The sequence below is a fragment of the Streptomyces sp. NPDC048417 genome (genome assembly GCF_040651615.1).
In the GTDB taxonomy this organism is placed as follows: Bacteria; Actinomycetota; Actinomycetes; order Streptomycetales; family Streptomycetaceae; genus Streptomyces.
Genome location: NZ_JBEZKI010000068.1, coordinates 1 through 18,925 on the forward strand (window position 1 = coordinate 1; position 18,925 = coordinate 18,925).

An 18,925-nucleotide genomic window follows, 5' to 3' on the forward strand; every position below is an offset into this window, starting at 1 on the left:
CCGGACAGAACAGCCGGAAGACAGCCCAGCAGGGCGTCAGTCAGTGCCCGAGCCACGACCACCGGAACCTGAGTATCAGCATCAATGTCAGTGCCACCCTCTATCGTCCGAGCCATGACGACCCTCCCGCGCCCCACCGCCGCCCTCTCGGCGGACGAAGCCCGCCGTATCGCCCTGAGGGCACAGGGCTTCCTCGGCGCCCCCGACCGCCGCTCGGGCGTCCGGGGCGTGCTCCGCCACCTCGGCGCGGTCCAACTCGACACCATCTCGGTCCTCGCCCGCTCCCACGAGCTCATCCCGTACGCCCGCCTCGGCGCCGTCGGCCGCAAGACGGTCGACGACGCCTACTGGACGACAGGATCTTCCGGCGCGCCTCCGGCACGACCCCACGCGTTCGAGTACTGGTCGCACGCCGCCTGCATCCTGCCCATCGAGGAGTGGCCGCACTTCGCCTTCCGCCGCCGCGCTTACCGCGACCGCCCGCACTGGAGCCACGACCTCCCCGACGGCGCCTACGACCAGGTCATCAAGCAGCTGCGCACCGAAGGGCCGCTGACCGCCACGGAGTTGGGCGGCGCGAAGAAGACCAGCGAGTGGTGGGACTGGTCCGGCACCAAGGTCGCCGTGGAGCGCGCGCTGATGTACGGCGAGGTGGTGTGCGTCCAGCGACGCGGCTGGAAGCGGGTGTACGACCTCGCCGAGCGCGCGGTCCCGGCCACGCTGCTGCACGACGACCTGGACGACACCGAGTGCCTGCGCCGCCTGGTCCGGCTGGCCGGGCAGTCGCTGGGCGTCGGCACGCGCGCGGACATCGCCGACTACCACCGGCTCAAGGGGGAGCAGGTCGACGCGGTGATCGCCGACTCGGGCCTGGTCCCGGTGGAGGTGGAGGGCTGGTCCAAGGCCGCCTGGGCGGACCCGGCGGCCCTGGCCACGCCTCCGCGCGGCCGGCACCGTACGACCCTGCTCTCCCCCTTCGACTCCCTGATCTGGGACCGGGCGCGCAGCGAGCGGATCTTCGGCTTCACCCACCGCCTGGAGGCGTACGTCCCGAAGCCGAAGCGGGTGTACGGCTACTACGCGATGCCGGTGCTGGCCGGCGGCCGTCTGGTGGGCCGGGTGGACCCGGCGCGTGAGGGGGGCGGCGTCCTGGTGGCGCGCCAGGTCACGCTGGACGGCCTGAAGGCGGTTCCGGCGGTGGCGGAGGCGCTCGTCGAGGCGGCGAGCTGGGTGAACTGCACGACGGTCCGGGTGGAGCGGGTGGACGCCCCGGAACTGCGCGAACCGCTCGTCCGGGAAGTCACCCGCGCGCTGACGGACGCGCTGCGCTGACCGGCGTCGGCGGCCTCAGCGGATCTCCAGGATCTTCTCCCGCATCGCGTAGACCACCGCCTCCATCCTGGAGTGCAGCTGCAGCTTCTCCAGGATGTTGCGCACATGGTTCTTCACGGTGTTCTCGGAGATGAACAACTCCTTCGCGATATCGCGGTTGTTCATGCCCGTGGCGACGAGTTTGAGCACTTCGAGTTCACGGTCGGTGAGCCGTGGCGCCGGCACCAACCGGCGTTCGTCGGTGCGCTGGATCATCGACTTGAACTCGGTGAGGAGTTTCGACGCCATGGACGGGCTGATCTGCGACTGCCCGTCGGCCACCGCGCGAATGGCGGTGGCCACCTCGTCGGTCGAGATCTCCTTGAGGAGATATCCGGTCGCGCCCGCCTTGATCGCGTCGTAGAGATCGGCCTCTTCGTCGCTGATCGTCAGCATGATGATCTTCGCGCTGGGTGCGACCTCCTTGATGGAGGTGCAGGCCTCGATACCGCCGCGTTTGGGCATCCGGACGTCCATCAGCACGATGTCCGGCAGCAGGTCGGCGGCCTTGTCGACGGCCTCGGCGCCGTCACCCGCCTCCCCTACGACCTGGATGTCCTCCTCGGCGGCGAGCACGATCTCCAGGCCGCGGCGGAAAAGGGCGTGATCGTCCACGACAAGGACTCTGATCGGTTCCTTGCGCGAGGTGCCTCCCGCGTCCGGGCCCAGCCCGACGACGCCGCCGTCGGCGTCGTCCTGCATCGGTCCGAAGCTGTCCGCCATCGTTCCTCCCCCTGAAGGCTGTGGCCTGTGGTGCTGTGCCATCGCCAACCCAAGGCAGCGGCCCACTGGTTGGACCGTTGCGGCCATGATTCCATGCCCGGGCGACAACGCGGTGACGGAGCGGGGCGCGAAGTGGTCGCGCACCGGTGCCCCCGGGGGCGCACACACGCTTCCAGGGGCACAGGTCCAGCTACCGGGCGGGCGGGTCAGCCGCCCAGTGTGCCTCCCGCCGCCGGGGGTTGCGCCTGGGCAACCATCGGGTCCGTGCTGAGGTGGATGACACCGTAGTCGTACGCGTGCCGCCGGTAGACGACACTCGGCTCCTTGGTCTCGGAGTCGACGAACAGGTAGAAGTCGTGTCCGACCAGTTCCATCTCGTAGAGGGCCTGGTCGAGGCTCATCGGGGAGGCGACGTGGGTCTTCTCGCGGACGACGAGGGGGCCTTCGCCCTTGACCTCCAGGGAGCCCATCTTCTTGGTGGGCACACCGTCGGGCTCTTCCTCCTGGACGGGGCTGCCGTTCCCGTTGAGCGTGGCTGCGTCCGGGACGTGGTCGGGGACCTCGGCAGCCGAGATCCGCTGCGCGCCGCGGCGCGAGAACCGCTTGTCGTGCTGCTTGCGCAGCCGCGCGTCCAGCTTCTCCGCCGCCAGGTCGAGTGCCGCGTACGGGTCGTTGGCCGCTGCCTCCGCCCGGATCACCGGACCGCGGGAGCGGAGCGTGATCTCCACTCGGTCGCAACGGTCGGCCTGACGGGGGTTGGGCTCCTTGGACACCTCGACGTCGAGGCTGATCACCTTGCCGTCGAGCTTCTGGATCTTCTCCAGCTTCAGCTTCTCGGCCACGTGCTTGCGGAACCGCTCGGGCACCTCGGTCTTGCGGCCCTTGACGACGATGTCCACGCAGAACTCCGTTCCCGGAGCGCTCCGCGCCACTGGCGGAGCATCTCCCTTTTTGCACCCGACTCCGGTGAACCCCGGAGCCTCGGACTCGGCGACTTCACCTCCTCCTCCCCCATGGGCAAGATCTGCACCCCAGCACCGCGATGATTACGGAAAACTCGCGGCACGGCATTCGGATACGGGAGGCATGGCCTGCGGCTTTCTCCCTCACACCGAACATATCTCGCCCGGACGGATGTCGTCACCCTCTACTGATGCGTACCTCCATTCAGGCGAATTGGCCCGGTCACTACCTGCAACGATGAGCGTTCACAGTCAGTTCCGGTTCATTTCGAAAGAATCTGGTGCCGCCGCGACCACAGCCGCACGGATCAGCCACGTGGGAGCGTTCTCCTCGGCCATTCCCGGTGCGTCCCGTGTCCACTTCGCCCGCTCTTCTCTCGGTCCGGCGATCCGTTCCTCCCTACCTTCCCAAGCCGCGCGCCGATACACGGCCGTTGTCTCCTTTCCTCCCCCTCCGGACTCGGTCGCCTCCCGTACCGCACGCGCCGCCTCCGCGAGGGTGGCGCCGGTCGTGACGAGGTCGTCGACGAGGATGACGCGGCTGCCCGCGAGCAGCCGGGCACCGCCCGCCGTCACCTCCAGCGCGCCGTCGATGTTCGCCAGGCGCTGCCGGGAGTTGAGCCCCGACTGGTCGGCCACGGCCCGCCGCTGCCGCAGCACCGGGGCCACCCGGGCCGGAGCCCCGGCGCGCCGCAGCTCCGTGGCCGCCGCGAGGGCGATCCGGCGCACCGGATCGTGCCCGCGCGCCCGCACGGCCCACGGTGCGGAAGGCACCGGCACGAGAAGCAGGGGCCCGCCGACCCGGGCACCGGCGCTCCCGTCCCAGCTCCCGTCACCGGGCCCGGTCATCACGCCACCGGTGTCGCGGCCGGCCTCGCGCGTCGCGTCGTCGGTCCAGGACGCCACGATCCTCACGGTCCGGGCCGTCCGAGCCGTCCGGGTCGTCCGGCTCTCCCGGAGCCCGACCCGCACCGCTCCCGCCAGGGCCGCGCCCAGGGCCCCGGCGAGTGCCAGCGCGCCCCGTTCCTTGTGGGCGAGGAGAGCCGCCCGTACCTCGTCCGCGTAAGGCGCCGCCGCGTGCACCGCCGGTAGCCCGGGCGGCTCCGGCACCGGTCGCACCCGGCGCGGTACGGCCCCGCTCAGGGCGGCACGGCACTCGGCACAGAGCACCGTGCGAGGCGTCCCACAGCCTCCGCACTCGGCCGGGAGCACCAGGTCGGTGAGGTCCTGCCACCACCCCCGCATGTGCCCACTGTGCCAATGCCCGGCCACATCGGCCACCCCTGTGGACAACGGCCTGTGGACAACTCCATGGGACACGCGCAACGCGTCACCCGCACGGGTGAGGAGACCGGTGGTCCACCCGAGAACGGTCGCCCTGGGCACACAGCCCCGGGGGCTCCGCACAAAATCGTCCCGACTGCACGGACAACGGGCGCCCCACCCGAACAAGGCAGCCGTCCCGTCGGCTCCGCGCCGGACCGGGACGGCCGCCCTCACGCCGTTCTCCGCGCTCAGCCCGGATAGACCGGCACCGAACCGTCCTTGACCACCTTCTGCCACTGATCCCCGGACGGCAGCCGGACGATCCCGTCGTCCTGCGAGTCGGCCACCAGCGGCACCCCGTCGTCCTCGGACGCGGCGATCGCCAGGACACCCGTGAGGGCGGCGGGCGCCGGCCCGTCCGGCGTGGAGCCGTCGACCTGGACGTACCGCGTCTGCTGCACTCCGCCCTGCTCGCGCCCGACCACCACGAGCCGGCTGTCCCCGGCCCAGGACATCGCGGTGACCTCCTCGGAGCCGGGGGTGGCGGAACGCAGTTCGAGGACCGAAACCTCCTGCTGGTCATCGGACTTGGTGCGCTCGATCCGCCCCACGAGCAACGACTGCTTGCCGCCCTTCTCCACGACGAGCGCGATCCGCACCCCGTCGGCGGCGACCCGCACGTCCTCGATACGGCCGTTCAGCTCGGGGATCTGCACGGCCAGCGGCTGGCCGACGCCCTGCGCCAGCATGTACAGCTGCGACTTGCCGGGTCCCCGGTCGGCCACCCACAGGTCACCCCGGGCGTCCCAGCTCGGTGCCGTCAACCGGTCGGCCTCGGTCGCCCCGTGGCTGGTCAGCACGGCGTCGCCCAGCGAACCGTCCGACGCGAGCGAGGTGACGTACAGCGACTTGCCGTCGCCGGTGACCCCGGCAGCGGTCCGCTCGTCGCGGGCGACCGCCACCGACCGCAGCGACTTGGTACCCGCGCCGAACGGGCCCGGCACGGCGACCGCGCTGGTGCCGGTACCGCCGGTCGTCATCCGCACCAGCCGGTGCTTGGCGTCGAGGAAGTACAGGTAGTCGGGCCGCTTGGCGGAGGGGCGCCAAGCGGTTTCCTCAGCCTGTTCCTCGCCGACGTCGCACATCCGGCCGCCGTTGACGGACTGCAGCGTGACCGCGTCCAGGGTGGGCGTCAGGTTCCGCAGCGTGAACAGCAACTGCGTCGCCATCTCGATGCACTTGGCCGAGCCGATCCGGGACGCCTTGACGTTCAACGGCACGGTGAGGCCGTTCTGGTCGTCCGGTGCCAGCCCGGCCACACCCTTCTTCAGCGCCGTACCCGTCGGGAAGCTCGAACGGACCACCGGGCCGAGCCAGCTGGTGGGGCCTTTGAGCAGCGAACGCACCAGTTGGGTCGTCGGATCCACCGAGCTGCGCACGAAGACGGGGTCGGCGACCGCCACCGGCTGCCCGGTCTCTCCCGCCGAGGTGCCGGAGGCGAAGTAGTACTTGTTGACGGACGTGTAGTTGCGCTGGAAGTCGGACTTGCCCATCACCACACCCTGCGGCAGCGAGTCGATCCGCCACTGCCCGCTCTTGGCGTCCTTCGTCAGATGCACCGTCCTCTGGTACATCCCGTCGGCGGGTGTGTACGCCTGCTGCGCGTCGACGGTGGCCACCCGGCTGCCCTGGAGCGAGTAGGTGATGCCGTACGTGCCCTCCCGGCCGGCCGGGCGCGGGTCGGTCTGGATACTCGGCCCGTTCGCCAGCACCGTGGCCTGCGACTCCGGCCGCCAGTTCTTCGCGGCGGTCGAGGTCAGATACTTGCGCGCCGTGTCATAGCGCGGATCGTCGCTGGTCAGAGCCTCCAGGAAGCCCTGGACGATCTCGGTGGAGGAGGCGTCCTGCTGTGGCGGCATGGCGAAAACCCGCACCTGCGTGTCCTGCCGTGGCGTGGACTCGACATCCCGCAGATCGCCGCTGTCCGGCATGGAGGCACAGCCCGCCAGCAACACGGCCCCGCAGGCGGCGTACGCCATAGCGCGCACCGGTCTGGGCCGCGCGCTCCCCTCGCGGTCAGCGACCACGAAATGCCTCCCCTGGCTTGTTCGACTATTCCGGCCCACCGACGCTCCCGTCGTCCGCCGGGCCGGTCCCGGGCGTGCCCTCCTGGCGCCGTGCGCCCCCACTGGGCCTGGGCACCACGCGCGCGCCGTTGCCGGGCAGCGCGGTCGGGTCCGCGGTGGGGGCCACGGTGGCCATCCGCTGCGCCATGGGAGCGAGCGCCGCCCCCTGTGCGCCGCCGGACTGCACCGGCACGGTGGCCCGCTTGTCCGCGCCGCCGTTCGGCAGACCGGCGTCGTTGAGCCCCCGGCTACGCCGGGAGTCCTTGGGTTCCAGGGGTATCGGCGAGCCCCGCAGCGGCTCGTCAGCGGTCCGCGGCAGCGTCAGCCGGAACTGCGAACCGCCGCCCGGCTCCCCCCACGCCTGCAGCCAGCCGCCGTGCAGCCGCGCGTCCTCCAGGGCGATCGACAGCCCCAGGCCCGTACCGCCGGTGGTACGCGCGCGTGCCGGGTCCGCCCGCCAGAAGCGGCTGAAGACCCGGGTCGCCTCGCCGGGCTTGAGCCCGACGCCGTAGTCGCGCACCGCGATCGCGACCGCCCCGCCGGCCGAGGCCAGCTTGACGACCACGTCCTTGCCCTCGCCGTGCTCCACGGCGTTGACGACCAGGTTGCGCAGTACCCGCTCCACCCGCCGGGCGTCCGCCTCGGCGACCACGGGCTGCAGGTCGCCGAGCACGCGTATGTGCGTGCCCTTGCGCTCCGCGAGCGGCGCGGCTCCACTGACGACCCGGCGTACGACCTCTCTGAGGTCTATCGGCTCCGCCTCCAGCGCCGCCGCGCCCGCGTCGAAGCGGCTGATCTCCAGCAGGTCAGCGAGCAGCGACTCGAACCGGTCCAGCTGGTCAGCGAGAAGCTCCGCGGACCGCGCGGTCACCGGGTCGAAGTCCTCGCGCGCCTCGTGGATGACGTCGGCTGCCATCCGCACGGTCGTCAACGGCGTACGCAGCTCGTGCGACACGTCCGACACGAACCGGCGCTGCATCCGCGACAGGTCCTCCAGCTGCTGGATCTTCAGCTGAAGGTTCTGCGCCATCTTGTTGAAAGCCTCGCCGAGCCGCGCGATGTCGTCCTCGCCGGTGACCTTCATCCGCTCCTGGAGCCGCCCGGCGGACAGCCGCTCGGCGATCCCGGCCGCCATCCGCACGGGTGTGACGACCTGCCGCACCACCAGCCAGGCGATGGCCCCGAGCAGTACGACGACGAAGAGCCCGGCGGTCGCGAGCGTGCCCTTGACCAGGCTGAGGGACTTCTCCTCCTGGGTGAGCGGGAAGAGGTAGTACAGCTCGTACGGGTCGCCGTTCGGGTCGTTGACCTGCTTGCCGATGACCAGGGCCGGCTGCGACTCCTTGTCGCTGTCCTTGTAGACGATCCGCGTGTAACTCTGCGCGGCGGTCATGCTGCCGTTGATCCGCGTACGCAGGTCGTCGGGCACGCTGGACGTCGGGTCGACCTGGCCGGAGGCACGCGGACCGCGCCCGCCGCCGCTGTTGTCGCCCGCGGGCAGCGTCACCACGTCGAAGGCGCCCTGGCCACCGCTGGAGAGGGACTCGACAAGGTCGCTCATCCACGGGGTGAGGTTCTGCGGCTGCCGTCCGTCCGCCGACGCGGCGGTGTCACCGGTACCGGCCGCGGCCTCGTCGGCCTTCTGCTTGGCCACCGCGAAACCGCCGGTGGCCTGGCTCTGCGAGGCCTTCACCTTGGCGTCCAGCAGGCCGTTGCGCACCTGCCCGATGACGACGAATCCGAGCAGCAGAACGACGCCCAGCGACATCAGCAGGGTCGTGGCGACGACCTTGAGCTGGATGTTGCGCCGCCACAGCCGCATGACCGGCAGCAGCGGCCGGCGCACCCAGCGCATGAACAGCCGCAGCACCGGGCTGCCCTGGACCCCGCCCTGCAGCAGCCCGCCCTCGAAGAGCAGCGCCCAGCGCGAACCGGGCCTCTTGCCGCCGACAGGCCGCCCCGGACGGTCCCCGGACCGGCCGGGGGCCGAAGCGGCACTGTCCCCGGACATGTCAGCTCGGTCCGGCCTTGTATCCGACACCACGGACGGTCACCACGATCTCCGGCCGCTCCGGGTCCTTCTCGACCTTGGAGCGCAGCCGCTGGACGTGAACGTTGACGAGACGGGTGTCCGCCGCGTGCCGGTAGCCCCAGACCTGCTCCAGGAGCACCTCCCGCGTGAACACCTGCCACGGCTTGCGGGCGAGCGCGACCAGCAGGTCGAACTCCAGCGGGGTCAGCGCGATCGACTGCCCGTCCCGCTTCACCGAGTGCCCGGCCACGTCGATGACCAGGTCACCTATGGCGAGCTGCTCCGGCGCCGGCTCCTCCGACCTGCGCAGCCGGGCCCGGATCCGGGCGACCAGCTCCTTCGGCTTGAACGGCTTCACGATGTAGTCGTCCGCGCCCGACTCCAGGCCCACGACCACATCGACGGTGTCGCTCTTCGCCGTGAGCATCACGATCGGCACCCCGGACTCTGCCCTGATCAGGCGGCACACCTCGATGCCGTCCCGGCCGGGCAGCATCAGATCCAGCAGCACCAGATCGGGCTTGCTCTCCCGGAAAGCGGCCAGCGCCTTGTCGCCGTCGGCTACGAAAGACGGCTCAAAACCTTCACCACGCAACACAATGCCGAGCATCTCGGCCAGTGCGGTGTCGTCGTCGACGACAAGGACTCGTCCCTTCATAAACGACATCATCCCATTCTCATAACAGTGAAGGTTGCGCAGGTGACCAGGCTCACCGGCCAGTGACCATAGTCGCAGGGGGCCGTCACTGTCTGCCCCCGTCCGTCGACGTCGATGTCAGGGACGGATGTCAGCTCACGTGCACGACGGGTGTGCCGAGGATACCGAGCGGCCAAGCGCGATGGCCTGGGCAGAGGCACGCTCTGAGCATGGCTCGATCAGCTCTGCCGCTTTCGCGCATATGCCCCCTACTCTCCGCATCCATGGGGAAAGCGGTGCGTCTGTACTGGGGATACATAGCGGTTGCGGCTCTCATCGTGGCGTGGAGCCAGCAGTGGTCACTACCAGTCGTTGTCGCTCTGTCGGTCGCGGTCTCGGTCTACGCCTCCTTCCAGGTGCCGGTCTGGTGCGGAGCGGTCAACCGAGACGGGAAGACCTACTGCCGCAACAACGCTTACGGCATCCTGATGGGGTGCCGTAACCGCCAGCATCGTTGGCAGAAGCTCAAGATGATCGTTCTGCGCAGCAAGGCCGGGGACTTCAGTCGAGCGGTCTTCCCGACGGCGAAAGAGAAGTTCAACGCCGTCCTAGCCGTGGGAGGTCTGCTTTCGGCTATCGCAGCGGTGATCGTTCCTGTCATGACGGGAGGCTGAAGACCTCCCTCACCATGAATCCCCCCGGCTCCCACCCCGCACCCTCGTGGGCGCGCGTCGGCGCAGCGCGGGCGGAGCGGGCCGAAGGCAGGAGCGGCGCCCGGAGCGGAGCCGGGAGCGCGCCCGGCGGAGCGGAGCGCAGCCGGCTTGATGAGGTAGAGAAACCTCTAAAAACTCATGGCCGGTACCGGTCTTGGTGCTGGTCAAGCCTCCGTGGTGATCTGGCAGCGAAGACCCAGGCATGAGGGGCAGGGTGCAGCAGGTCGTGGGTGACTTGGCGCAGAACCGGCCGGGCGACGCAGTGCGAAGGAAGATCCAAGAGCTTCAGCCACACCCCGTGCTGAGGCTGGTCAAGCGATGGGTGCCCGGCTCAGAGATCCGCAGTTGGTCGGACGGACTGACCGGGGAACTTGTCACCGCCAGGAAGCTGAACAAGCTCAAACGCCACGGTTGGTTCACCCTCCATGCAATCCAGTGGCCAAGTGGCGCAGACATCGACCACCTTGCCATCTGCGCCGCCGGCGTCTTCGCCATCAACTCGAAGCGGCACCGAGGCAAAGCCGTTTGGTACGGCGACACCGCCGTCACAGTCAACGGAGCGGCGACCCGTCACATCGCGATCAGCCAGTCCGAAGCCAACCGCGTGTCGCGGGTGCTTTCCCGCTGCTGTGGTGTCGACGTACCCGTACGCCCCGTGATCTCCGTCGTGCACGCGACGAAGCTGACGGTCAAGAAAGCGAATCCCCCGGTGCTCGTTCTAGAGGTTGGACACCTTGATCGCACCCTGTCAGGTCTCTCACCAACGCTCACGCCCGACCAGGTGGCCCGCATCTTTGCCGTGGCGCGGGATGCACGCACCTGGTCCGGCTGATCACGCGTCGAAGTCGTACTCCAGGATGTAGGAGGCTGCATCCAAGGTCATTTCGTTGATCTCTACCGGGCGCCCTTCGTCCGCGAACGCGGTCCGGCAGATCAGGATGACCGGCGTGCCGGAGAACATGCCCACCTGCGCCGCCTCATCCTTCGAGGGCATGCGCGAGCGGATCTCCTCACGGAAGTGCACAGGCATGTAGCCGCAAGCACGTGCCTGGTCCACTTCGAGCGATCGGTTCGCGGTGTCGGCCGCCAGGCAGCGGTGTACGTCCCTCAGGCGGACGGCACGGTCAAGCGGAAGTTCGCGTACGGCAAGGACTTCGACGAGTGCGACCGGAAGCGCAGCTATGAGACCTACGAGCAAGGCGTGCGCAATCATCTGCGCGGGCGCCTGGGCTCCAAGGTCATGGTGAAGCTGGGCGTTCCGGAGATACGCGGGCTCATGCAGCGACTCGCGGAGGAGAAGGGGACCGAGACACCGCTCGGCAGGCTCTTCGGGTCCTCTAAGCGGCGCTCACCGGCCGCCATGGTGGAGGACATCGGCCCGACCCAGAACGTGGCCAAGCTCGTGCACATCCGGGCGACCACCGATAGCGGCGCAGTGCATCGCGCCTCTGCGGTGGACCCGGATGCGTACGGCCATGCTGCGTGAAGGTGCGCTGACTGCGGGACAGTCCTGGTACGAGGATCCCGACGGGCACGTGTTCATCTCGCGGACGGGGCATCCGCTGTTGGCCTCGAACCTGTACCTGACCATGCAGCGGGTGATCAGGGCTGAGGGGCTGGGCAAGATGAACCCCAAGGGGCTGCGGATGTCCTGCGGGACGCTCCTGGTCCACCTCAAGGTGCACCCGAGGATCGTCAAGGCGGTCCTGCGACACAGCCGGATCGCCACGACCATGGACCTCTACGCTGAGGCGCTGGCCCCGGACGTCATCGCTGCGGTGGGTCAGCTCGATCGTCTGCTTCGGCAGCCGGCTCGAATCCGGGAGCTGGAAGCCTCACAGCCGACTTCCGACACTCGTTGATGTCATCGTTGGATGTCACGGCCCCTTGGCCTGCGAATCGCCGCAGGTGGAGGGGCCGTTGCCGTCCGTCGAGCCGACATCATCCCATTAGCTAATCGTTACCTGGCGTGACCTGGCACACAGCTCGGCAAGAGCCTCAGCCGTCACGGGCGAAACGACACCTTCCTCGGTGACGATCGCCGTCACCAACTCGGGCGGCGTCACGTCGAACGCCGGGTTGTACGCCTGGGTTCCCAGGGGTGCCACCGGAATGCCGCCCCCCGCTCCCGTCACCGGCACCTGCGGTGCTGTGACCTCGGTCACCTCATATCCCGGGCGCTGTTCGACCTCGATGGACGCCCCGTCCGGCGTCTCCGGATCCACCGTCGTCACCGGCGCCACCACGATGAACGGCACATGGTGATACCGCGCGAGCACCGCGAGCGGATAGCTCCCCACCTTGTTCGCCACCGAACCGTCGGCCGCGATCCGGTCCGCCCCGATCAGTACCGCGTCCACCTCCCCCGCCGCGAACAGCGACCCGGCCGCGTTGTCGGTGAGCAGGGTGTACGCCATGCCGCTGCGAGCCGCCTCGTATGCCGTCAGGCGAGCCCCTTGCAGCAACGGACGCGTTTCGTCCACCCAGAGCCGCCTGAGCCGTCCCGCCCGATGTGCCTGGAGGGCCACCGCGAACGCCGTTCCCTCCCCTCCCGACACCAGCGAACCGGTGTTGCAGTGGGTGAGGATCCGGTGCCCTCCGCCCGGCAGCAACTCGTCCAGGAGCGCCAGCCCGTGCCCGGCCATCCTGGCGCTGGCCTCGGCATCCTCCCGGTGCAGCGCCCGCGCCGCGACCAGCGCCGCCACGGCCGCCGCCCCGGTGTCACCACTCTTGGCCAGAGCCGACCGGTACGCCGAAGCGGCCCTGCGCACCCCGACGGAAAGATTCACGGCCGTGGGCCGGGCGCCCGCCAGCGCCACCGCGGCCTCGTCCACGTCGAAACCCCGCACGGCGGCGAGCGCGACGCCGTACGCCCCCGCTATCCCGAGCAGCGGCGCCCCGCGCACAGCGAGCGTCCGAATCGCCTCCACCAGCGCCGACGCGTCCGTGCACACCAGCTCGACCTCCTCGGCCGGCAGTCTGGTCTGGTCAAGAAGGACCACCACGGGACCTTCGGGCGGCTCCTCCCACCGGATCACGGGCATTCCCGTCGGCCGCTTGTCCTCGCCGGTTTGCGCGTACTGATCAGCCATGCCGTCAGTCTGCCCCGTATCCGGCGGACAATTGAAGGTGCGGAGCCTGTACCGCGGCAGGTCACTGGGTGACCACCCCATGGCACGATGGCAGCCAACCTGCCACCGCGACCGCGGACGGGCACCGTGAAGGAGCTTCGATGAACGACACTCCGGGCTGGGCCTCGCCCGGATCCGCCCCGTCCGACGGGCGGGAACCCGGCGCGTCCGCCCCTGCCGACCGCCCCGTCCCCGCAGGCTCTGCCGAGCAGCCCACCGATCAGCCGGGTACGGACCCACAGGGCTCCGGCTCGAAGTGGTCCAAGGAGCAGCCACCGCCCGGCCAGTGGTCCGCGCCCACGGGCGCCCCGGCACCGGGCCAGGCACCGCCGCCCCCACCCCCCGGCCCCGGCTGGGGCGGCCAGCCCCCCGGCGGCGGTTACGGAGGCTACGGCGGCCCCGGTGGACCCGGCGGTTACGGCCCGGGCGGATACGGGCCGCCCGGCGGATACGGGCCGCCTGGCGGGTACGGAGCCTGGGGCGGCGGCTGGGGTGGCCCCCCGCCCGCCGCCAAGCCCGGCGTGATCCCGCTGCGCCCGCTCGGCGTCGGCGAGATCCTCGACGGCGCCGTCTCCACCATGCGCACCTACTGGCGCACGGTCCTCGGCATCTCGCTGACGGTCGCCGTCGTCACCCAGGTCGCGGTGATCCTCCTCCAGGGCCTCGTCCTGAACGACACCGAGACCACCGACACCCTCAACGACCCGGGTGCCTCTCTCAGCGAGGTGTCCCGCGCCGCGGGCGAGGTCATGGCCAGCTCGGGCGCCGTCCTGCTGATCTCGCTCATCGGCACCATCATCGCGACGGCCCTGCTGACCACCGTCACCAGCCGCGCCGTGCTCGGCAGGTCCGTGACCACCGGCGAGGCCTGGCGCGACGCCCGCCCGCAGGTCGTCAAGCTGTTCGGCCTCATCGTCCTGCTGGGACTCATCGCGGTCGGCGTCCTGCTCGTCGGCGCGCTGCCCGGCATCGTCGTCGCGATCGCCGGCGGCCCCGGCGGCGCCATCGCCGCGCTGCTCATCGTGGGCATCCTCGCGGGCGTCGTCGTCACCCTGTGGCTGATGATCCGCTTCTCCCTGGCCTCCCCCGCCCTGATGCTGGAGAAGCAGGGCATCACGAGGTCGCTGGGCCGCTCCGCCAAGCTTGTCCGCGGCTCCTGGTGGCGGGTCTTCGGCATCCAGATCCTGGCGACGATCATCGCCAACATCGTCTCCTCGATCGCCGTCATCCCCTTCGCCGTAGGCGCCGCCATCCTCAGCGGCGACGGCTTCTCCGGCTTCCTCGAGAGCACCAACGCCAACGTCGGCTGGACGTTCCTCATCATCAGCGGCATCGGCTCGGTGATCGGCTCCATGCTCACCTTCCCGATCAACGCGGGCGTCACCGTGCTCCTCTACATCGACCAGCGCATTCGCCGCGAGGCCCTCGACCTCGAACTGGCCCGCGCCGCCGGTGTCGAGAGCTACGGCACCGGAACCCCCGGCACCGTCCCGGGGAGCTGATGCGGTGAGTCCGGCGGGGGGAGTTCTCACAGCGGTGCCCGCAGCCCTGCCGCGCGCCGCCGACGAGGCCGTACGCGGCCTGCTATGGGCCCGGGAGACGGCCCTGCTGTCGCTGGCCGGCTCGGGCGACGAACCGCCCGTGACGATCCCGCGCGACCCCGCACGGGAGGCGGCACGGCATGAGCTGTCCAAGCGGATGTACCACGAGAACGACCCCGGGCTGTTCCAGCGCGCCCTGAACGCCTTCCTGGACTGGGTCGACCGCATGCTCTCCGCCGCCGCGTCCGCGACGCCCGGAGGCACGCTGGGCCTCGTCGTCGTGGTCCTGGCCGTCATCGCCGTCCTGGGCGCCCTGTGGTGGCGCCTGGGCACCCCGCGCCGCCAGCCCGCCTCCGCCCCCGCCCTGTTCGACGACCGCCCTCGCAGTGCCGCCGAACACCGCGCGGCCGCGGAGGCGCACGCCGCCCAGGGCCACTGGAACCAGGCCCTCCAGGAACGCATGCGTGCCGTCGTCCGCGCCCTGGAGGAACGCGCCCTGCTCGACGTCCGCCCGGGCCGGACCGCCGACGAGGCCGCCGCCGAAGCCGGCCGCGTCCTGCCCGCCCACACGGACCGGCTGCGCGCCGCCGCCCGGGACTTCGACGACGTGACGTACGGCGGCCGCAGGGCGACCCAGGCGTCGTACGAGCGCATCGCCGAACTCGACCGCGACCTGGAACGCACCAAGCCGATACTCGCCAGCAGTACCCCGAGCACGACCCACAACACCCGCCAGGGGGCCGCCGAATGACCACCGGCGTAGCCCTTCCGCCCACCTCCACCGCGCCCACCACCCGCCAGGTGTGGACCCGGACCCGAGGCATCGTCCTCGCCGCGGTCCTCCTCCTGGCCGGTGCCGTCGCCATCGCCGTCGTCCGCTCCGACAGCAGGCACGGCGACCTCGACCCGCGCTCCGCCGACCCCTACGGCAGCCGCGCCGTCGCCGAACTCCTCGCCGACCGGGGCGTGTCCACCCGCGTGGTCACCACCCTGGCCGAGGCCCGGGCCGCGGCCGGCCGCGACACCACCCTGCTCGTTGCCGTCCCCGACCTGCTCACCCCTGGTCAGCAGTCCCAGCTGCGGGTGTCGACGGCCGGATCGGGCGGCCGCACGGTCCTGGTCGCCGCCGGCAACACGTCCGTCGAACGGCTCGCCCCCGGCGTCACCGCCGACCCCGCCACCAGCCTGAACCCCACGCTCGAACCCCGCTGCAGCCTGGCCGAGGCCCGCCGCGCGGGCAGCGCCGACACCGGTGGCATCCGCTACACCACCACCCACCTCGACGCCGACTCCTGCTACCCCAGCCAACGCCTGGCCACCCTGATCCGCGTCCCCGCAGCCTCCGGAAGCGGCGACACCATCGTCCTCGGCGCGCCCTACATCCTGCTCAACGACCGGCTCGACGAACAGGGCAACGCCTCGCTCGCCCTCCAACTCCTCGGCTCCCGCCCCCATCTGGTCTGGTACCTCCCCTCGCTCTCCGACGCCTCGGCCTCCGGCACGGGCGACCAGAAATCCTTTTTCGACCTGCTCCCCTCCGGCTGGCTCTGGGGCACACTCCAGCTCTTCTTCGCCGCGGCCCTCGCCGCCTTCTGGCGGGCACGCCGACTCGGCCCCCTGGTGCCCGAGAAACTCCCCGTGGCGATCCGCGCCTCCGAAACCGTCGAAGGCCGCGCCCGCCTCTACCGCAAGGCCAACGCCCGCGACCGCGCGGCCGCCGCTCTTCGCTCCACCGCTCGCACCCGCCTCGCCCCCCTCGTCGGCGTCCCCGTCTCCCAGGCGCACGCGCCCGAGGCCCTGCTCCCCGCGTTGTCCGCCCACCTCCGAGGTGACGGCCAGGCCCTGCACTCCCTGCTCTTCGGACCGCCGCCCGGCGACGACGCGGCCCTCATCGCCCTCACCGACCAACTCGACGCCCTCGAAAGAGAGGTACGCCGTCCATGATGGACCCGACCACTGACAACGCCGGGAACACCGGGAACCCGGCCGACGCCAGGGCCTCCCTGGAGGCCCTGCGCGCGGAGATCGCCAAAGCCGTGGTCGGCCAGGACCCCGCCGTGACCGGCCTCGTCGTCGCTCTCCTCTGCCGCGGACACGTGCTACTTGAAGGAGTCCCCGGGGTCGCCAAAACGTTGCTCGTCCGCGCCCTCGCCTCCGCTCTCGAACTGGACACCAAGCGCGTCCAGTTCACCCCGGACCTCATGCCGAGCGACATCACGGGCTCCCTCGTCTACGACACCCGCACCGCCGAGTTCTCCTTCCAGCCCGGCCCGGTCTTCACCAACCTCCTCCTCGCGGACGAGATCAACCGCACCCCGCCCAAGACCCAGTCGGCCCTCCTCGAAGCCATGGAGGAACGCCAGGTCACGGTCGACGGCACACCGCGCCCGCTCCCCGACCCGTTCCTGGTCGCCGCGACCCAGAACCCGGTCGAGTACGAGGGCACATACCCTCTCCCCGAAGCCCAACTCGACCGCTTCCTCCTCAAGCTGACGATCCCTCTCCCCTCGCGCCAGGACGAGATCGACGTACTCACCCGCCACGCCGAGGGCTTCAACCCGCGCGACCTGCGCGCCGCCGGCGTACGCCCCGTGACCGGCCCCGCCGACCTCGAGGCCGCCCGGACCGCGGTCGCCAAGACGGCTGTCTCCCCCGAGATCACCGCCTACGTGGTGGACATCTGCCGCGCCACCCGCGAGTCGCCGTCTCTCACCCTCGGCGTCTCCCCACGCGGCGCCACTGCCCTCCTGGCCACCTCGCGCGCATGGGCCTGGCTGACCGGCCGCGACTACGTCATCCCCGACGACGTCAAGGCCCTCGCCCTGCCCACCCTCCGCCACCGCGTCCAGCTCCGCCCGGAGGCCGAGATGGAGGGCGTGACGGCCGACTCCGTCATCAACGCGATCCTCGCTCACGTCCCGGTCCCCCGCTGATGCCCCTCACCGGACGCGCCGCCCTCCTCGCGGCAATCGGATCGATCCCCATCGGCATCTGGGAACCCAGCTGGACGGGCATCCTCGCGGTCAACGGTCCGCTCGCCCTGGCCTGCGCCTGCGACTTCGCTCTGGCCGCTCCGGTACGACGGCTCGTGCTGAACCGCTCCGGTGACACATCCGCGCGGCTCGGCGAGACCGCCGACGTCACCCTGACCGTGACCAACCCGTCCGGACGCACCCTCCGGGCCCGGCTCAGGGACGGCTGGCCGCCGAGCAGCTGGCAGCCCGGCACGGAGATCGACGCTTCACGCCACCGTCTCACCGTGCCGCCGGGCGAACGCCGACGCGTGACGACCCGCCTGCGTCCCACCCGTCGCGGCGACCGGCACGCAGACCGCGTCACGATCCGCTCCTACGGCCCCCTCGGCCTGTTCTCCCGCCAGGGAGGTCACAAAGTGCCCTGGACCGTACGGGTTCTGCCCCCGTTCACCAGCCGCAAGCACCTGCCGTCGAAACTCGCACGATTGCGTGAACTCGACGGCCGCACCAGCGTCCTGACCCGCGGCGAGGGCACCGAATTCGACAGCCTGCGCGAGTACGTCCCCGGCGACGACACCCGCTCCATCGACTGGCGCGCCACGGCCCGCCAGTCGGCGGTCGCCGTACGGACCTGGCGTCCCGAACGCGACCGCCACATCCTCCTGGTCCTCGACACCGGCCGCACCTCCGCCGGCCGCGTCGGCGACGCCCCACGCCTGGACGCCTCGATGGACGCGGCACTCCTCCTCGCCGCCCTCGCCTCACGCGCGGGCGACCGCGTGGATCTCCTCGCCTACGACCGACGAGTCCGCGCCCTCGTCCAGGGCCGCGCCGCCGGCGATGTTCTCCCGTCCCTGGTCAACGCGATGGCCATGCTGGAGCCCGAGCTCGTCGAGACGGACGCGCGCGGACTCACGGCAACGGCGCTCCGTACGGCTCCACGCCGTTCCCTGATCGTCCTTCTGACGACGCTGGACGCGGCACCGGTCGAACAGGGCCTGCTTCCCGTTCTCTCCCAACTGACACAACGCCACACGGTCCTGCTCGCTTCGGTGGCCGACCCGCGTGTCGCCCGCATGGCGACGGCACGCGGAAACGCCGACGCGGTGTACGAGGCGGCGGCAGCAGCGCAGGCGCAGAACGAACGGGACCGCACGGCAGAACAACTCCGTCGGCACGGTGTGACGGTTGTGGACGCGACGCCTGAAGATCTCGCTCCCGCATTGGCCGACGCATATCTGGCCTTGAAAGCGGCGGGCCGGCTCTGAAACTCCGTGGCAGGCCCGACGATGGGCCTGCCAATTTCTCCGCGAATCCAAAAACACCCGTAAATGCAGAAAGGCCCACGCCGTCACGGCGTGGGCCTTTCCTAAAATTTGTTCGGCGGTGTCCTACTCTCCCACAGGGTCCCCCCTGCAGTACCATCGGCGCTGTAAGGCTTAGCTTCC

Annotated in this window: 17 protein-coding genes and 1 pseudogene; 10 read left to right on the plus strand and 8 right to left on the minus strand. The window is 70.6% G+C overall.

What is annotated here, in order from left to right; all coding sequences use genetic code 11:
- Positions 1-114 precede the first annotated feature (114 nt).
- Positions 115-1,332 (plus strand): crosslink repair DNA glycosylase YcaQ family protein, encoded by a 1,218-nt coding sequence (locus AB0D59_RS50335; protein ID WP_362579697.1) that lies wholly within the window; start codon positions 115-117, stop codon positions 1,330-1,332.
- A 15-nt stretch (positions 1,333-1,347) separates the two neighbouring features.
- Here AB0D59_RS50335 and AB0D59_RS50340 read toward each other — a convergent pair whose 3' ends face one another.
- The 6 genes from AB0D59_RS50340 to mtrA form a co-directional block, all read right to left on the minus strand.
- A complete protein-coding gene (locus AB0D59_RS50340; protein ID WP_351701511.1) occupies positions 1,348-2,094 on the minus strand; it encodes a response regulator transcription factor in 747 nt (248 codons plus the stop codon).
- A gap of 206 nt (positions 2,095-2,300) precedes the next feature.
- The gene (gene raiA, locus AB0D59_RS50345; protein ID WP_362579700.1) at positions 2,301-3,026 is read right to left on the minus strand and encodes a ribosome-associated translation inhibitor RaiA; all 726 of its coding nucleotides are present in this window, start codon (positions 3,024-3,026) and stop codon (positions 2,301-2,303) included.
- 282 nt (positions 3,027-3,308) lie between these two features.
- Positions 3,309-4,301, minus strand: a complete 993-nt coding sequence (locus AB0D59_RS50350; RefSeq protein ID WP_362579703.1) for a ComF family protein — start codon at positions 4,299-4,301, stop codon at positions 3,309-3,311.
- A gap of 269 nt (positions 4,302-4,570) precedes the next feature.
- Positions 4,571-6,361, minus strand: a complete 1,791-nt coding sequence (locus AB0D59_RS50355; RefSeq protein ID WP_362579706.1) for an LpqB family beta-propeller domain-containing protein — start codon at positions 6,359-6,361, stop codon at positions 4,571-4,573.
- 73 nt (positions 6,362-6,434) lie between these two features.
- Positions 6,435-8,459 carry an MtrAB system histidine kinase MtrB gene (mtrB, locus tag AB0D59_RS50360; protein ID WP_362579709.1) on the minus strand — a complete coding sequence of 675 codons (2,025 nt, stop codon included), beginning with the start codon at positions 8,457-8,459 and terminating at the stop codon, positions 6,435-6,437.
- Between the two features lies 1 nt (position 8,460).
- Positions 8,461-9,150, minus strand: a complete 690-nt coding sequence (gene mtrA, locus AB0D59_RS50365) for a two-component system response regulator MtrA (RefSeq protein WP_187284748.1) — start codon at positions 9,148-9,150, stop codon at positions 8,461-8,463.
- Between the two features lie 251 nt (positions 9,151-9,401).
- On the opposite strand from mtrA, the gene AB0D59_RS50370 reads away from it, so the two are divergent.
- Entirely contained in the window at positions 9,402-9,791 is a 390-nt protein-coding gene (locus AB0D59_RS50370; protein ID WP_362579712.1) for a hypothetical protein, read from the plus strand.
- Between the two features lie 253 nt (positions 9,792-10,044).
- A complete protein-coding gene (locus AB0D59_RS50375; RefSeq protein ID WP_362579715.1) occupies positions 10,045-10,662 on the plus strand; it encodes a nuclease-related domain-containing protein in 618 nt (205 codons plus the stop codon).
- On the opposite strand, the pseudogene AB0D59_RS50380 reads toward AB0D59_RS50375, so the two are convergent.
- Positions 10,663-10,866 (minus strand): annotated as a pseudogene (locus AB0D59_RS50380) (UTRA domain-containing protein); the annotation flags it as partial.
- A gap of 60 nt (positions 10,867-10,926) precedes the next feature.
- Between AB0D59_RS50380 and AB0D59_RS50385 the strand changes: the two are divergent.
- Together AB0D59_RS50385 and AB0D59_RS50390 are read left to right on the plus strand one after the other, a co-directional pair.
- Positions 10,927-11,316 carry a hypothetical protein gene (locus tag AB0D59_RS50385; protein ID WP_362579717.1) on the plus strand — a complete coding sequence of 130 codons (390 nt, stop codon included), beginning with the start codon at positions 10,927-10,929 and terminating at the stop codon, positions 11,314-11,316.
- Positions 11,306-11,692 (plus strand): tyrosine-type recombinase/integrase, encoded by a 387-nt coding sequence (locus AB0D59_RS50390; protein WP_362579718.1) that lies wholly within the window; start codon positions 11,306-11,308, stop codon positions 11,690-11,692. The genes AB0D59_RS50385 and AB0D59_RS50390 overlap by 11 nt, the downstream gene beginning before the upstream one ends.
- 87 nt (positions 11,693-11,779) lie before the next feature.
- Here the strand turns inward: AB0D59_RS50390 and mtnA are convergent, their stop codons facing one another.
- Complete coding sequence (mtnA, locus tag AB0D59_RS50395; protein ID WP_362579720.1) at positions 11,780-12,922, minus strand: S-methyl-5-thioribose-1-phosphate isomerase; 1,143 nt, start codon at positions 12,920-12,922, stop codon at positions 11,780-11,782.
- Positions 12,923-13,062: 140 nt separating this feature from the next.
- Between mtnA and AB0D59_RS50400 the strand changes: the two genes are divergently transcribed.
- Genes AB0D59_RS50400 through AB0D59_RS50420 form a run of 5 tightly spaced genes read left to right on the plus strand, consistent with a single transcriptional unit; the run spans position 13,063 to position 18,745 of the window.
- Positions 13,063-14,463 (plus strand): hypothetical protein, encoded by a 1,401-nt coding sequence (locus AB0D59_RS50400; RefSeq protein WP_362579722.1) that lies wholly within the window; start codon positions 13,063-13,065, stop codon positions 14,461-14,463.
- A gap of 4 nt (positions 14,464-14,467) precedes the next feature.
- Positions 14,468-15,253 (plus strand): DUF4129 domain-containing protein, encoded by a 786-nt coding sequence (locus tag AB0D59_RS50405; RefSeq protein ID WP_362579725.1) that lies wholly within the window; start codon positions 14,468-14,470, stop codon positions 15,251-15,253.
- Complete coding sequence (locus AB0D59_RS50410; RefSeq protein WP_362579728.1) at positions 15,250-16,446, plus strand: DUF4350 domain-containing protein; 1,197 nt, start codon at positions 15,250-15,252, stop codon at positions 16,444-16,446. The genes AB0D59_RS50405 and AB0D59_RS50410 overlap by 4 nt, the downstream gene beginning before the upstream one ends.
- Complete coding sequence (locus AB0D59_RS50415; protein ID WP_362579734.1) at positions 16,446-17,435, plus strand: MoxR family ATPase; 990 nt, start codon at positions 16,446-16,448, stop codon at positions 17,433-17,435. Before AB0D59_RS50410 ends, AB0D59_RS50415 begins: the two co-directional genes overlap by 1 nt.
- A complete protein-coding gene (locus tag AB0D59_RS50420) occupies positions 17,435-18,745 on the plus strand; it encodes a DUF58 domain-containing protein (RefSeq protein ID WP_362579731.1) in 1,311 nt (436 codons plus the stop codon). Before AB0D59_RS50415 ends, AB0D59_RS50420 begins: the two co-directional genes overlap by 1 nt.
- Positions 18,746-18,925: the final 180 nt, after the last annotated feature.